General features: G+C 73.5%; 13 protein-coding genes. 2 read left to right on the forward strand and 11 right to left on the reverse strand.

The features are described 5' to 3' along the window. Window positions 1-113: 113 nt before the first annotated feature. The 7 genes from ACIPSC_RS37215 to rimP form a co-directional block, all read right to left on the reverse strand. A complete protein-coding gene (locus ACIPSC_RS37215) occupies window positions 114-1,217 on the reverse strand; it encodes a bifunctional oligoribonuclease/PAP phosphatase NrnA (protein ID WP_400834201.1) in 1,104 nt (367 codons plus the stop codon). 2 nt (window positions 1,218-1,219) lie between these two features. Beyond that, window positions 1,220-1,663 (reverse strand): 30S ribosome-binding factor RbfA, encoded by a 444-nt coding sequence (gene rbfA, locus ACIPSC_RS37220; protein WP_238741323.1) that lies wholly within the window; start codon window positions 1,661-1,663, stop codon window positions 1,220-1,222. A 153-nt stretch (window positions 1,664-1,816) separates the two neighbouring features. Further along, a complete protein-coding gene (locus tag ACIPSC_RS37225) occupies window positions 1,817-2,113 on the reverse strand; it encodes a DUF503 domain-containing protein (protein WP_030397729.1) in 297 nt (98 codons plus the stop codon). A 150-nt stretch (window positions 2,114-2,263) separates the two neighbouring features. Then, entirely contained in the window at window positions 2,264-5,410 is a 3,147-nt protein-coding gene (gene infB / locus ACIPSC_RS37230; protein ID WP_400834205.1) for a translation initiation factor IF-2, read from the reverse strand. A 249-nt stretch (window positions 5,411-5,659) separates the two neighbouring features. After that, the gene (locus ACIPSC_RS37235) at window positions 5,660-5,908 is read right to left on the reverse strand and encodes a YlxR family protein (RefSeq protein WP_400834208.1); all 249 of its coding nucleotides are present in this window, start codon (window positions 5,906-5,908) and stop codon (window positions 5,660-5,662) included. Between the two features lie 153 nt (window positions 5,909-6,061). After that, entirely contained in the window at window positions 6,062-7,072 is a 1,011-nt protein-coding gene (gene nusA, locus ACIPSC_RS37240) for a transcription termination factor NusA (protein ID WP_400834211.1), read from the reverse strand. 57 nt (window positions 7,073-7,129) lie between these two features. Beyond that, window positions 7,130-7,720: a ribosome maturation factor RimP gene (gene rimP, locus ACIPSC_RS37245; protein WP_400834214.1), complete on the reverse strand. Its 591-nt coding sequence runs from the start codon at window positions 7,718-7,720 to the stop codon at window positions 7,130-7,132. Between the two features lie 305 nt (window positions 7,721-8,025). Here rimP and ACIPSC_RS37250 point away from each other — a divergent pair, with 305 nt between their 5' ends. Next, window positions 8,026-9,201, forward strand: coding sequence for a ferritin-like domain-containing protein (locus ACIPSC_RS37250; protein WP_400834217.1), 1,176 nt, complete (start codon window positions 8,026-8,028; stop codon window positions 9,199-9,201). Between the two features lie 179 nt (window positions 9,202-9,380). Continuing rightward, window positions 9,381-10,298 carry an aminoglycoside phosphotransferase family protein gene (locus ACIPSC_RS37255; protein WP_400834220.1) on the forward strand — a complete coding sequence of 306 codons (918 nt, stop codon included), beginning with the start codon at window positions 9,381-9,383 and terminating at the stop codon, window positions 10,296-10,298. Here ACIPSC_RS37255 and ACIPSC_RS37260 read toward each other — a convergent pair. The 4 genes from ACIPSC_RS37260 to ACIPSC_RS37275 all read right to left on the reverse strand — a co-directional run bounded on the left by ACIPSC_RS37260 (window position 10,271) and on the right by ACIPSC_RS37275 (window position 14,614). Next, window positions 10,271-10,846, reverse strand: coding sequence for a GNAT family N-acetyltransferase (locus tag ACIPSC_RS37260; RefSeq protein WP_400834223.1), 576 nt, complete (start codon window positions 10,844-10,846; stop codon window positions 10,271-10,273). The two genes, ACIPSC_RS37255 and ACIPSC_RS37260, sit on opposite strands and share 28 nt — an antisense overlap. A 147-nt stretch (window positions 10,847-10,993) precedes the next feature. Continuing rightward, complete coding sequence (locus tag ACIPSC_RS37265; protein ID WP_400834286.1) at window positions 10,994-11,869, reverse strand: GNAT family N-acetyltransferase; 876 nt, start codon at window positions 11,867-11,869, stop codon at window positions 10,994-10,996. Between the two features lie 137 nt (window positions 11,870-12,006). After that, a complete protein-coding gene (gene ispG / locus ACIPSC_RS37270; protein WP_313763827.1) occupies window positions 12,007-13,167 on the reverse strand; it encodes a flavodoxin-dependent (E)-4-hydroxy-3-methylbut-2-enyl-diphosphate synthase in 1,161 nt (386 codons plus the stop codon). Window positions 13,168-13,309: 142 nt separating this feature from the next. After that, window positions 13,310-14,614, reverse strand: a complete 1,305-nt coding sequence (locus tag ACIPSC_RS37275; protein ID WP_400834227.1) for a M50 family metallopeptidase — start codon at window positions 14,612-14,614, stop codon at window positions 13,310-13,312. Between the last annotated feature and the right edge of the window lie 47 nt (window positions 14,615-14,661).

Below are 14,661 nucleotides of genomic sequence, written 5' to 3' on the forward strand. Positions count from 1 at the left end.
TCTTTTCTGTGGGAGTGGTCTTCTGGGGTCGCCCGGCCGGGTTCACCGGCCGGGCTCGCCGGTCCGGCTTCGACGGCCGGTCACGACAGTCGGCCGGTCACGAGGTCGGCGGGTCAACCGATCGGCCGCAGCGCGGCCCGGAACCGCGCCACCACGGCCTCCACGCCGTCGCGGGCGGAGAACCCGGCCGCGTAGGTGTGCCCGCCGCCGCCGAGCTCCGCGCAGGCCGCCGCGACGTCTACCGCGCCCTTGGAGCGCGAGGAGCCGCGCAGCGTGCCGTCCGGGTCCTGCTTGAGCACCAGCGCGACCTCGGCCTCGGCCGGGCGGCGGACGATGTCGATCAGGCCCTCGATCTCCTCGACGGTGACGCTGAACAGCGCCAGGTCCTGGTACGGCACCCAGGTCCACACCAGGCCCAGGCCGTCGGCCGCGTCCGGCTCGTAGACGGCCCGGTCGAGCGCGGCCGCGAGCACCTTGAGGTAGCCGAAGGACGAGGTGTCCCACAGCTGGCGGGAGATCAGGTCCTGCCGGATGCCGGTGGCCAGCAGCCGCCCGGCGAGTTCGTGGGTCTCGGGCGTGGTGGCCCGGTACCTGAAGGAGCCGGTGTCGGTGGCGACCCCGGTGTAGAGGCAGGTGGCCAGGTCCTGGTCCAGCTCGACGCCGAGCCGGCGCAGCAGTTCGTCCACCAGGACGGCGGTGGCCGGCGCGCTCGGGTCGATCAGCTGGTGGGTGCCGAAGCCGGGGTTGGAGGCGTGGTGGTCGAAGACCGCCAGCACGGGCGCGGCGAAGGCCTTGTCGTGCAGCAGCCCGAGCCGGCTCTCCGCGGCGACGTCGAAGCAGAGCACCAGCTCCGGGGTGTCGGGCACCTCGGAGGCCGGCACGATCAGCTCCTGGCCGGGCAGGAAGGACAGCGACTCGGGGACGATCTGCGGGTCGTCCCCGAAGGAGACGCGGACCTCGTACCCGAGCCCGCGCAGCGCCAGCCCGGCCGCCAGGGCCGAGCCGAGTGCGTCGCCGTCCGGACAGATGTGGCAGATCAGGTCGATCGAGCGGGCCCGCCCGATCTCCGCGACCACCTGCTGCCAGACCAGCTCGAAGCCGCTCTCCTCGGCGCGCGGCCCCGGAAGCACCGCGAGGGCACCCTCCACCGTGCTGGTGGAGGACGCCCCCGTGGTTGCTCCGGCCGTCGAACCGGCCGGCGCCGGCTCACCCGCCATGACTACTCGTCCTCGTCGTCACGCTCGGACGCCGGGACCTTGTACGGGTCCGCGTCGCCTGCGTAGGTCGCGCCCGCGGCCGTGGTGCGCACGGCCGCGTCGATCGCCCGGGCCCGGTCGAGCAGGTCGTCGATGTTCCGGGCGTTCTCCGGCAGGGCGTCCGCGACGAAGGTCAGCGACGGGGTGAAGCGCACCCCGGTCTGCTTGCCGACCTCGGAGCGGAGCACGCCCTTGGCGCTCTCCAGCGCGGCGGCCGTGGCCTCGCGCTCGGTCTCGTCACCGAAGACGGTGTAGAAGACGGTGGCCTCGCGCAGGTCGCCGGTCACCCGGGTGTCGGTGATGGTCACGAACCCCAGCCGGGGGTCCTTGATCCGCCGTTCCAGGGTCTGGGCGACGACCACCTGGATGCGGTCGGCGAGCTTGCGCGCCCTTGCGGTGTCGGTCACGTTGCCTCCTCGTGCAGTGGGCCGGTAACCCGGGCGTGCTGCCTGCCCGTCGGGGCCCACGCCCCAAAGTACCGGCCCGCGCCCGGCCTTGCGGGCGCTCTCGGTCCTGATCTGTGTGAGAACGGCGACTCGCGCCGGTCCGTCCCGCAGACCTCATTCATCGTCGTCGTTGTGGTAGCGCCTCCTGGCGGAGAGCAGCTGTACCTCGGGGCGGCCGGCGACCAACCGCTCACAGCTGTCCAGGATCTCGGTCACGTACCCGGCCTCGCCGGACACCACCGCGAGGCCGATCTCGGCCCGGCGGTGCAGATCCTGGTTCCCGGTCTCGGCAGCGCACACGCTGTACTTGCGCTGCAGTTCGGCCACGATGGGCCGCACGATCGAACGCTTCTCCTTGAGCGAGTGGACGTCGCCCAGCAGCAGGTCGAAGGTGAGTGTTCCCACGAACATGTATGACAGGTCTCGCCGACCTGGAGGCCTCGGGGACAGCCCGGAACCGGGCTGGTGCCGCGTCATCCGGCTACCCGAGGACCCTACACAGCGAGACCGGGGCCGGTCGACGGGAATTCCACCCGTCGACCGGCCCCGGACACCACCCGCTTACGCGCGCGGCTTCTCGCGCATCTCGTAGGTCTCGATGATGTCGTCGACCTTGATGTCGTTGAACGACCCCAGGGTCACACCGGCCTCGAAGCCCTCGCGGACCTCGGTCGCGTCGTCCTTGAAGCGGCGCAGACCCTCGATGGTGAGGCTCTCCGCCACGACCTTGCCGTCGCGCAGCAGGCGGGCCTTGGCGTTGCGGCGGATGATGCCGTCGCGGACCAGGACACCGGCGATGTTGCCGAACTTGGAGGAGCGGAAGACCTCGCGGATCTCCGCGGCGCCGAGGCGCACCTCCTCGTACTCCGGCTTGAGCATGCCCTTGAGGGCGTTCTCGATCTCCTCGATCGCCTGGTAGATGACCGAGTAGTACCGGACGTCCACGCCTTCCTTGTCGGCCGCGGTACGCGCACGGCCTTCGGCGCGCACGTTGAAGCCGATGATGATGGCGTCCGAGCCCATCGCCAGGTCCACGTCGGACTCGGTGATGGCACCCACACCGCGGTGCAGGACCCGGAGCTCGACCTCCTCGCCCACGTCCAGCTTGACGAGGGCGTCCTCGAGGGCTTCCACCGAACCGGAGACGTCACCCTTGATGATGAGGTTGAGCTGCTCGATGGAGCCGGCGGCGATGGCCTTGTCCAGGTCCTCCAGGGACACCCGGACCCGACGCTGCGCGAAGGCGGCGTTGCGGTCGCGGGCCGAGCGCTTCTCGGCGATCTGGCGGGCGGTGCGGTCCTCGTCGACGACGATGAAGCTGTCGCCGGCGCGGGGCACCGAGGTCAGACCGAGCAGCAGCACCGGGCGGGACGGGCCGGCCTCGGTGAGGCTGTTGCCGTTCTCGTCCAGCATCGCGCGGACGCGGCCGTAGGCGTCGCCGACCACGATCGAGTCACCGACGCGGAGGGTACCGCGCTGCACGAGCACGGTCGCCATGGCGCCGCGGCCCTTGTCGAGGTGGGCCTCGATGGCGATGCCCTGCGCGTCCTGGTCGGGGTTGGCCCGCAGGTCGAGCGAGGCGTCCGCGGTGAGGACCACGGCCTCCAGCAGCTGGTCGATGTGCAGACCCTGGCGCGCGGAGATGTCGACGAACATGGTGTCGCCGCCGTACTCCTCGGCCACCAGACCGAACTCGGTCAGCTGACCGCGGACCTTGGTCGGGTCGGCGCCCTCGACGTCGATCTTGTTGACGGCGACCACGATCGGCACACCCGCGGCCTTGGCGTGGTTGAGCGCCTCGACCGTCTGCGGCATGACACCGTCGTTGGCCGCGACCACCAGGATCGCGATGTCGGTGGACTTGGCACCACGGGCACGCATGGCGGAGAACGCCTCGTGACCCGGGGTGTCGAGGAAGGTGATCGGACGCTGCTCGCCGTTCACCTCGGTGACGACCTGGTAGGCACCGATGTGCTGGGTGATGCCACCGGCCTCGCCGGCCACCACGTTGGACTTGCGGATCGCGTCCAGCAGGCGGGTCTTACCGTGGTCGACGTGACCCATGACGGTGACGACCGGCGGGCGCGGGGCCAGCTGGTCCTCGTCGCCCTCGTTGGCACCGAAGTCGATGTCGAACGACTCCAGCAGCTCGCGGTCCTCGTCGTCCCGGCTGACGATCTCCAGGACGAAGCCCATCTCGCCGGCCAGCAGCTCAAGGGTCGCGTCGGAGACCGACTGGGTCGCGGTGACCATCTCACCGAGGTTGAACATGACCGAGACGAGCGCCGCCGGGTTGGCGTTGATCTTCTCGGCGAAGTCCGTCAGGGAGGCACCACGCGACAGGCGGACCGTCTGGCCGTTGCCGCGGGGCAGCATCACACCGCCGACGGACGGGGCCTGCATGGCCTCGTACTCCTGGCGCTTCGCCCGCTTCGACTTGCGACCACGGGCCGGACGGCCACCGGGGCCACGGCCGAAGGCGCCCTGCGTGCCACCACGGCCGGCCGGGCCGCCGGGACGGCCGCCGAAGCCACCGGGACGCGGACCGAAGCCGCCGCCACCACCGGGGGCACCGCCACCGGGACGCGGGCCGCCGAAGCCGCCGCCCGCCGGGCGCGAGCCCGGACCGGCCGGACGGCCCTGGAAGCCGGGACGCGCGCCGCCCGGAGCACCGGGACGGCCGCCGGGGCCACCCGGGCCACGGCCGCCGGGGCCCGGACGCGGGCCCGGGGCCGGACGCTGCGGCATCATGCCGGGGTTCGGACGCGGCATGCCGGACGGGGTCGGGCCGCCGGGACGCGGACCGGCCGGACGCGGCATGCCGTCGGGACGCGGGGCACCACCCGGACGGGGGGCACCGGCACCCGGGGCGCCGGGCGCACCACCCGGACGCGGACGGTCGCCACCCGGACGGGCGGCACCCGCACCGGGCGCACCGGCACCCGGACGCGGACGGTCGCCACCGGGGCGCGGAGCACCGGCACCGGGCGCACCGGCACCCGGACGCGGACGGTCGCCACCCGGACGGGCGGCACCCGCACCCTGGCCGCCCGCAGCGGCCGGACGCGCACCCGGCGCGGCCGGACGGCGGTCGCCGGGGCGGGCCATGCCGGTGGCGCTGCCCGAGGTGAACGGGTTGTTGCCCGGACGCGGCCCGGCCGGACGCGGACCCGGACGGGCCCCGCCGCCGGCGGGGCCGGCAGCGGCCGGACGCGGGGCGGCCGGGCGCGAGGCCTGGGTCTCACCGGCCGGGGCCGGCGAGGAGAACTCGGCCGCGGGAGCGGCCGGAGCCGCCGGGGCGGCGGGGCGGGCCGCCGGGCGCGGGCCCGGAGTCGGCGCACCCGGACGCGGGGCGGCGGGCGCCGCGGGAGCGGCGGGGGCCGACGCAGCGGGAGCCGCGGCCGGCGTAGGACGGGGACCGGGGGTCGCGCTGGGGCGCGGACCCGGGGTCGGGGCACCCGGCTTGGGTGCAGCCCCACCGGCGGAACCGCCGGCGGGCTGGGGCGCCGCGGGCTTCCGCGGGCCAGGCTTGGCAGCGCCACCGGTGGGGGCGACTCCCAGAGCGTCAGTCAACTTGCGCACGACCGGCGCCTCGATCGTCGAGGACGCCGAACGGACGAACTCACCGAGCTCGGTGAGCTTGGCCATGACGGCCTTGCTCTCCAAGCCGAGCTCCTTGGCGAGTTCGTAAACCCGGACCTTAGCCACTTCACTCCTGTCTATGAGTCCGGGGTGTCTCGTCCGCCGGACTGTCGCTACTTCATGGGCGTACCCATCGCGTACTCATCGCGTACTCATCGAGTGCTCATCGCAATCTCGACCTACTTCCACATCGCGAGGTACCTGACTGGTGGCACGGCGCGCGGCTGCCCGCCCGCTGTGCTTGTTGCGGTGGTTCTCCGCCGCGGCTAGCGGCGGCCGTCGCGGGAGGCGCCCCACCGGACTGGCCTGAGGGACTCAGGGCTCCGGGGTGTCGCCTTCCCGCTCCTCGACGAACCCGCGGAGCCGCTCCGTGTCGAGCGCGCCCTGGAGCCGGAAGGCCCGGGGGAACGCCCGTCGGCGGACCGCGAGGTCGAGGCAGGCCGGATCGGGATGCAGGTGAGCACCCCGGCCCGGCAGTGCGCCACGGGGATCAGGGACGCAGACGCCCTCGACCGCCGTGACACGCAACAGCTGGTGCTTGGCCGCGCGCTTGCGGCAGCCCACGCAGGTGCGTTCCGGGCGTGCTCGGACATGCGTCCGGCCAGACGAAGGCAAGTCTACCCCTCCGAAGGGACATGGCGCCGCCCCGCCGAACCGGGGTGGAACGGCGGGGAGCCTCTGACAACGCCGATTGCTCGGCCGGAATTCCCGCGACGGTCAGTCGCCGGCCGGCCGGCCGGCGGCCTCGGGCTGGCCTTCGGTGTCGGGCCGGATGTCGATCCGCCAGCCGGTGAGGCGGGCGGCGAGGCGGGCGTTCTGGCCCTCCTTGCCGATCGCCAGCGACAGCTGGTAGTCCGGCACGATCACCCGTGCGGAGCGCTGGACGGCGTCGACGATCTCCACGCTGGTCACCCGTGCGGGGGACAGCGCGGCGGCGACCATCTCGCGGGGGTCCTCCGACCAGTCCACGATGTCGATCTTCTCGCCGTGCAGCTCGCCCATCACCGCGCGCACCCGGCTGCCCATCGGGCCGATGCAGGCGCCCTTGGCGTTCAGGCCGGCCCGGCGCGACCAGACCGCGATCTTGGTGCGGTGGCCGGCCTCGCGGGCGATCGCGGCAATCTCCACGCTGCCGTCCGCGATCTCCGGGACCTCCAGCGCGAAGAGCTTCTTCACCAGGTTGGGGTGGGTCCGCGAGAGCGTCACCGAAGCGCCGCGGACGCCCCGGCGGACCGCCACGACGTAGCACTTGAGGCGGGTGCCGTGCCGGTAGTCCTCGCCCGGGACCTGCTCCTGCGGCGGCAGGATGGCCTCCAGCTTGCCGATGTCGACGAGCACGTTCTTCGGGTCGTTGCCCTGCTGGACGACACCGGTGACGATGTCGCCCTCCTTGCCCGCGTACTCGCCGAAGGTCTGGTCGTCGGCGGCGTCGCGCAGGCGCTGCATCATCACCTGGATGCCGATGCTGGACGCGATCCGGCCGAAGCCGCTCGGCGTGTCGTCGAACTCCTTCGGCTCGACGCCCTCGTCCAGCTCGGACGGGTCCTCGGTGGCCCAGACCGTCACGTGGCCGGACTTGCGGTCCAGCTCGACGCGGGCGCGGCGGCGCGAGCCCTCGGTGCGGTGGTACGCGGTGAGGAGGGCCGACTCGATGGACTCGACCAGCAGGTCGAAGGGGATGTTCTTCTCGTTGACCAGCGTGCGCAGGGCACTCATGTCGATGTCCACGGCTACGCCTCCTCGTCTTTCGTCACGTTCGTCATGGTGCGGTCGGTCCGCAGTTCGTCACTGCGCACCGTCGTCCCCCTCCTCGGCGCCGTCGTCCGCCGAGGCGTCGTCCACGAAGTCCGAGGCGTCGTCGTCCGCGAAGTCCGCGGCCTCGTCGAGGAGCTTCTCGTCCTTGCGGTTGAACTCCACCTGGACGCGCGCCCGGTCCACCTCGGTGTACGCCAGACGGCGCTCCTTGGGCCGTCCGCGGCCCTTCACCGGCTGCACCTCGACCAGCGCGCCGTCCTCGTCCGCCTCCAGCACCCGGGCGACGATCTCCCCGCCGTCGACCAGGTGGATCTTGGCCAGCCGGCCCTCGGCGCGGCGCCAGTGGCGCGGCTCGGCCAGCGGACGCTCCGCGCCCGGCGAACCGACCTCCAGCACGTACGCGCCGGCACCCATCACGTCGGACTCGTCCAGGGCCTCGCCGACCAGACGGCTGAACTCGGCGATGGTGTCGAGGTCCACGCCGCCGTCGGCGTCCACGTCGATCTGCACCTGGCGGCGGCTGCCGGCCTGGGTGACCTTCACGTCCTCCAGGTCCAGGCCCGCCTGGGCGGCCAGCGGCTCCAGCAACGCGCGCAGCCGGTCGGTGTGGGTGGTGCTCATCCGGGTGGACTCCTCGGCCGCGTCTGCTGTTGTCAGAAGGGTGCGCCGCGTCCCCAGGCGCCGGTTCGGCGCCGGCCGGGTCGCGGCAGCTCGGCCCAAAGCCTATCCGGTGAAGCCGCCAACCACCGATTCCGGCCTGCGCACCGCCGCCGGGCCGGCACCCACTGCGAGCAAGGTCACACCCGCCCATCAGGGCTCCGCCGGTTGGAATCCGTGCCCGGGGACGTGAGGATTCTGTAATCATTCACGCCAACGAGGGCAGGCGGGCAGGCCGTCCTCCCGTACACGCCCCGGAGTGACACCGCATGCAGCCGCCCCGTAGACGGACCTTCCTGGCCCTCGGGCTGCTCCTCGCCGGCGGCGGCGCGCTGTCCGCGTGCACCGACTCCCACGACGGCGACGGCGGCGGCCGGAGCGAGCCGCGCCGGCCCGACCCGGACGAGCCGGTCCGGCTGCGGGCCGTCGCCGCCACCGACACGCTGCTCGCCGGGTACGACGCGCTGCTGGCCGGGCCGGGTGCCGGGCAGGCGGCGCTGCTCCAGACGCTGCGGGCGGAGGTGGTCCGGCACCGGGCCGCGCTGGCCGGCGGCTCCGCCGGCGCCCCGGGCTCCGCCTCGCCGTCCGCCCCGTCCTCGTCCGCCGCCGCGTCGTCCACGCCGGCACCGGCCTCCTCGTCCACGCCGGCACCGGCCTCCTCGTCCACGCCGGCGGCCGGCTCCGCGGTCACCACCCCGGCCGGGCTCGCCTCGCTGGAGCGGCAGACCGCGCAGTCCCGGCTCGCCGACCTCGGCGCCGCCTCGCCGCAGCTGGCCCGGCTGCTCGCCTCGGTGTCCGCGGCCGGGGTGCTGCACGCCGTCGCCCTCGGAGACCCGGTCCCGGTGTCCGCCCCGGCACCGGCCGCCCCGCCGAGCGCGCCGCCGGCCACCGCTCCGGGCGACGCCTCCGCGTCGCCGTCCGGCCAACCCTCGGGTACGGCACCGGCCACGGCCTCGCCGGCCGGGACCGGCAGCGCACCGGCCGTCGGCCCGGAGGCCGTCACGGCGCTCCAGGGCGCGCTGGGCGCCGAGCACGCCGCGGTCTACGGCTACGGCGTGGTGGGCGCCCGGCTCCCGGACGACCAGCAGCGGACCGACGCACGCGGCGCCCTCGCCGCGCACCAGGCCCGCCGGGACTCCTGGCAGCGGCTGCTGGGCACGGTCGGCGCCACGCCGAGCGCGGCCGCAGCCGGCTACCAGCTCCCTTTCGCCGTCACCGACGCGGCCGGCGCCACCCGGCTCGCGGCCCACCTCGAAACCCGGCTCACCGCGGTCTACGCCGACCTGGTCGCCGCCGTGCCCGGCCCGCAGCGCACCGCCGCGGCCGACGCGCTGCGCGACTGCGCCCTGCGCGCCCACCGCTGGGGTGCCACCGCCACCCCGTTCCCGGGCCTCCCCGACACCGCGACCGCCACCCCGAGCCCGACGGCCACCTCCACCCCCTGACCTGCGGGTCCGTGGGAAGTCGGCGGGTCCGACTTCCCACGCCCCGCCCGCGCAGCCCGCGCCCGGGCCGCGGGCACCCTCCGGCCGGCTCCCCCTCGCGTCGCTGACCTGCGGTTTCAGGGCCATGACCGACAATGGACGGGTAACACCACGGGGGAAGCAGCTACCGGAAGGCCGGCATGTCGGGAGCACCAGCGCAGATCACCGTCCCCGAGTGGCTGGCGCGCAGCGTCGGCACCGACGACGAGGGGCGGCGCTGGCTGGCGGAGCTGCCGGCCCGGGTCGCCGCACACCTGGCCCGCTGGGACCTCACCCTGGAGCGGGTCCTCGATCCGGGCGGCAGCCTGAGCCTGGTCGGCTACGTCCGCCGGGACGACCTCAGCCCCGCCGTCCTCAAGTCCGGGCGGACCACACCCGAGACGACCGCGGAGCACACCGCGCTCGCCCACTGGGCCGGCCGCGGCGCCGTGCTGCTGTTGGACGCGGACCCCGCCCAGGGGGTGCTGCTGCTGGAGCGGCTGCACGGCGACATCCCGCTGCGCTCGCTCGCCGAGGCGAAGGCGATGCTGGAGGCCACCAGCCTGCTGCACCGGCTCTGGGTGGAGCCGGGGGAGGGCCACCCGTTCCCCTCGCTGGCCGACCGGGCCGGGTACCTCGCCGACGGCCTGCGCCGGCACCGCGGTCTGCCCGGCGCCGTCGAGGCGGACGCCCTGGTGGCCGAGGCGCTGGAGGCCGCGGACGGGCTGGCCGGCTCCGCCACCGAGGCGTTCCTGCTGCACGGCGACTTCCACCACGGCAACGTGCTCGCCGCCGACCGCGCGCCCTGGCTGGCGATCGACCCGCGGCCGCTGGTCGGCGAGCGTGCCTTCGACCTGGCCCGGCTGGCCCTGGACCGGGCCGACACCCTGGTCGGCTCCCCCGGCGTCCCGGCCGCCGTCCGGCGCCGGCTGCACCAGCTCTCGGACGCGCTGGAGGTGGACCGGGAGCGGCTGCGCGGCTGGACGCTGTTCCGCGCCACCGACCTCGGTCTGCGGGCGCTCGCGGCCGGCCGCGGGGAGGACGCCGAGCTCTACCTGGAGTTCGCCGGGGCGCTCTGACCGGCCGGCCGCGCCGGCAGCGGCAGCGGGGCGCCCATGACGGCGTAGAGGCGCTCGGTGTTCGGGAAGTGCACCGCGCGGGCGAGGTCCCGGTAGCCGAGCGAGCGGTAGAGGCGGCGGGCGGGCGTCTCGGCGTCGATCGCGGAGAGGATGCTGCGGTGGAGGCCGGACCGCTCGCAGAGGGTCCGGATCAGGGTGGAGCCGATCCCGTGGCCCTGGAACCCGGGCAGCACGTGCAGCTCGGTGATCGCGAAGACGCCGTCGAGCCAGTCGCCGTGGCCGCCGGCCTCCAGGTAGGGCTGGATCACGGTGCTCCACCAGTGCTCGCGCCGGTTGGGCATGCCGTAGCCGAAGCCGACCAGCCGTCCGCCGTCGAACGCGCCGAGCGCGATCACCCCGGGCTGCAACGCGTGCCGGCCCACGATGTGCAGCCTGACCATGACCTCCTCGGGCGACAGCCCGAACGCCACCGCCTGGACATCGAGCGCCTGCGGAGCCCATGCCGCAAGGTCGATGGCCTCGATCGTCACCCCGGTCAGCTGATCCATGCCCCGGACGTTACTACCGGCGCCCGCCCGGTGCGGCCCCGAGCCGACAACCGGCCCGCGGAACGGGGCACGGCGCAGCGCAGGGCCGGAGAACAGCCGCCGCAGTACGGAACGCCGCAGGGCGCAGGGGTACGGAAGCGGGACCGTTCAGAAGAGCACGCTCATGAACGCGCCGACCTCGCGGAAGCCCACCCGCCGGTACGCGGCGCGGGCGCGCAGGTTGTAGTCGTTGACGTAGAGCGAGACCACCGGGGCCACCTCGCGCAGCGCGATGTCCAGGACGGCGGCCATGCCGGTCTCGGAGAGGCCCTGGCCGCGGTGGGCGGGGTCGACCCAGACGCCCTGGACCTGGCAGGCGCCCTGGGTGACGGCGCCGATCTCGGCCTTGAACACCACCTGGCCGTCCTCGGTGAACCGGGCGAACGAGCGGCCGGTGGAGACCAGTTCGGCGACCCGGGCCTGGTAGAGCAGGCCGCCGTCACCGGCCAGCGGGGAGACCCCGACCTCCTCGGTGAACATCGCCACGCAGGCCGGCATCAGCGTCTCGACCTCGTCCCGCCGCACCCGCCGCACCAGCGGGTCGGGCGCGATCTCGGCGGACGGCACGGTGGTTGCGAGCAGCGGCTGGTGGGCGCGGACCTCGCGGGCCGGGCCCCAGCTGCGCTCCAGCAGCGCCCAGAGGGAGGCGGTGGCCTCGGCCGGGCCGACGATCGAGGAGCAGCGGCGGCCCTGGCGGCGGGCCCGTTCGGCGAAGGCCTGGACGGCCGGCGGCCCGGCGTTGACCAGGACCAGGTTGGCTCCGGCGTAACAGAGCGCGTCGAGCTCGCCGTGCTCGTCGTACCAGCCCCACATCTCGCCGCCCAGGCGCCAGGGGTCGAGTCCGACGGCCTCCACCCGGGTGGCGACGAAGGCGTTGGCGACCGGGTCGCGGTGCAGCACCTCCAGGGTGTCCGCCAGGTCGGAGGCCTCCAGCACACGCGTGGTCGCCAGGGCGCGCGCGGCCTGGAACGAGCTGGGGAGCATCACACCTCGATCGAGCATCGAGACAGCACCTCACTGAGACGACTCTGGCCGCACCCTACTCCTGGCCCCACCCGGCTACGGCGGCGGGGCCGTCCGCACACGGACGGCCCCGCTTCCGGAATTCTGCAGTCCGCCCGTCACTCCGCGGCGGTCACGGTCGGCGCACCCGACTCGACGCCCTCGGCCTGCATCTGCTCGGCCAGCTTGAGGGCCTCCTCGATCAGGGTCTCGACGATCTTGGACTCGGGGACGGTCTTGATGACCTCGCCCTTGACGAAGATCTGGCCCTTGCCGTTGCCGGAGGCGACGCCGAGGTCGGCCTCGCGGGCCTCGCCCGGGCCGTTGACGACGCAGCCCATGACCGCGACGCGCAGCGGCACCTCCATGCCCTCCAGGCCGGCGGTGACCTCCTCGGCGAGCTTGTAGACGTCGACCTGGGCGCGGCCGCAGGACGGGCAGGAGACGATCTCAAGGCCGCGCTCGCGCAGGCCGAGCGACTCCAGGATCTGGTTGCCGACCTTGATCTCCTCGGCCGGCGGGGCGGAGAGCGAGACCCGGATGGTGTCGCCGATGCCCTCGGCGAGCAGCGCGCCGAAGGCGACCGCGGACTTGATGGTGCCCTGGAACGCCGGGCCGGCCTCGGTGACGCCGAGGTGCAGCGGGTAGTCGCAGGCGGCGGCGAGCTGGCGGTAGGCGTTGATCATCACGACCGGGTCGTTGTGCTTGACCGAGATCTTGATGTCGCGGAAGTCGTGCTCCTCGAACAGCGAGCACTCCCAGAGCGCGGACTCGACCAGGGCCTCCGGGGTGGCGCGGCCGTACTTCTCCAGCAGGCGCTTGTCCAGCGAGCCGGCGTTGACGCCGATCCGGATCGGGATGCCGGCGTCCTTGGCCGCCTTGGCGATCTCGCCGACCTTGTCGTCGAAGGCCTTGATGTTGCCCGGGTTGACGCGGACGGCCGCGCAGCCGGCGTCGATCGCCGCGAAGACGTACTTCGGCTGGAAGTGGATGTCCGCGATCACCGGGATCTTCGACTTCTTCGCGATGATCGGCAGCGCGTCGGCGTCGTCCTGCGACGGGCAGGCCACCCGGACGATCTGGCAGCCGGACGCGGTCAGCTCCGCGATCTGCTGCAGCGTGGCGTTGATGTCCGCGGTCACCGTGGTGGTCATCGACTGCACCGAGACGGGCGCGTCGCCGCCGACCGGCACGTTGCCGACCATGATCTGCCGGGAGTAACGGCGCTTGGCGAGCGGCTTGAGCGGCAGAGACGGAATACCGAGCGAGATCGCGGTCATGTGCGCAGGGTTCCCCGGGGTTGAGGTGTGGTCGGTCCGGCCGTTCGGGAAGGCCGGGACCGGGCGCGACGGTCGACGCGCGCCCGGCCTCCAACGGTACGGCACGCCGACGGGCCGGAGCACACCCGCCGTACCCGTACGGTCAGCTGATCTTGACCGGGTTCACCAGGTCAGCGACCAGCACCAGCACGGTGAAGCCGACGAAGATGCTGGCCACCACGTAGGCGAGCGGCATCAGGCGGGCCACGTCGAAGGGCCCGGGGTCGGGCCGCCTGAACAGCTGAGCGAACCGGCGGCGCACCGATTCCCAGACCGCGCCGGCGATGTGGCCGCCGTCCAGCGGGAGCAGCGGCAGCATGTTGAACAGGAAGAGCGACAGGTTGATGCCGGCCAGCAGGTTGACGAAGTAGGCGATCCGCTGGGTCCCCGGGATGTCCAGGGCGAACACCTCGCCGCTGACCCGGGCCGCGCCGACCATGCCGATCGGCGAGTCCACCTCGCGGGGGGCGCCGTCCACCACCGAGTGCCACAGGCCCGGGATCTTGCCCGGCAGGGCGACCAGCGACTTCACGCCGTTCTCCGCCATGTCGTACATCCGGTCGAGCGACTGCCCGAAGCCCAGCCGGACGATGCCGGTGGTCGGCGTGAAGCCGAGGAAGCCGGCCTGCACCGTCTCGCCCTTGACCGGGACGCCGTTGCCGTCGTACTTCTGCACGTCGTTGACGGCGATCGTGGGCACCAGCGTGACCTGCTGCCCGCCCCGCTCGACCACGATCGGCACCGTCTTCCCGGCCGACCTGCGGATGTCCGCCTGGAGCTGCTCGTAGTCGCGGATCCGGTCGCCGTCGAAGGAGAGGACCTTGTCGCCCGGCTTCAGCTGGACCTGGGCGGCCGGGGTCGCCGGAGCGTCCTTGGGGCAGGTGTCGGTGGGCTGGCCGGCCTTGACGATGCACTGGGAGACGGTGCCGATGGTGGGCACGGTCATCGAGACGCCGAAGCCCATCATCACGGTCAGGAAGAGCCCGAACGCGAGGACGAGGTTCATGAACGGGCCGGCGAACATGACGATGACGCGCTTCCACGGCTTGCGGGTGTAGAAGAGTCGTTCCTCGTCGCCGTCCTGGAGCTCCTCGTAGGAGGCCTGCCGGGCGTCCTCGATCATGGTGCGCCAGGGCGAGCTGCTCCGCTTGGTGATCCGCCCGTCCGCGCCGGGCGGGAACATCCCGATCATGCGGATGTACCCGCCCAGCGGGATCGCCTTGATGCCGTACTCGGTCTCGCCCTTCTTGCGGGACCAGACGGTCGGGCCGAAGCCGACCATGTACTGCGGCACCCGGATGCCGAACAGCTTGGCCGTGGAGAGGTGGCCGAGCTCGTGCCAAGCGATCGAGACCAGCAGCCCGACCGCGAAGACCAGGATGCCGACCACCGTCATCACCGTTGCCACCGCTGATCCTCCGTCATGCCGCTCCGCTCGTCGTCTTGTCTTACCGC

Origin of the sequence: Kitasatospora sp. NPDC090091, from assembly GCF_044747365.1 — a bacterium.
In the GTDB taxonomy this organism is placed as follows: domain Bacteria; phylum Actinomycetota; class Actinomycetes; order Streptomycetales; family Streptomycetaceae; genus Kitasatospora.

Excerpts from the sequence above, each read along its gene's own strand:
- ACIPSC_RS37215 (WP_400834201.1), bottom strand. The coding sequence starts at position 1,217 with ATGGCGGGTGAGCCGGCGCCGGCCGGTTCGACGGCCGGAGCAACCACG.
- ACIPSC_RS37225 (WP_030397729.1), bottom strand. The coding sequence starts at position 2,113 with ATGTTCGTGGGAACACTCACCTTCGACCTGCTGCTGGGCGACGTCCAC.
- rimP (WP_400834214.1), bottom strand. The coding sequence starts at position 7,720 with ATGAGCACCACCCACACCGACCGGCTGCGCGCGTTGCTGGAGCCGCTG.
- ACIPSC_RS37250 (WP_400834217.1), top strand. The coding sequence starts at position 8,026 with ATGCAGCCGCCCCGTAGACGGACCTTCCTGGCCCTCGGGCTGCTCCTC.
- ACIPSC_RS37255 (WP_400834220.1), top strand. The coding sequence starts at position 9,381 with ATGTCGGGAGCACCAGCGCAGATCACCGTCCCCGAGTGGCTGGCGCGC.
- ACIPSC_RS37260 (WP_400834223.1), bottom strand. The coding sequence starts at position 10,846 with ATGGATCAGCTGACCGGGGTGACGATCGAGGCCATCGACCTTGCGGCA.
- ACIPSC_RS37265 (WP_400834286.1), bottom strand. The coding sequence starts at position 11,869 with ATGCTCCCCAGCTCGTTCCAGGCCGCGCGCGCCCTGGCGACCACGCGT.
- ispG (WP_313763827.1), bottom strand. The coding sequence starts at position 13,167 with ATGACCGCGATCTCGCTCGGTATTCCGTCTCTGCCGCTCAAGCCGCTC.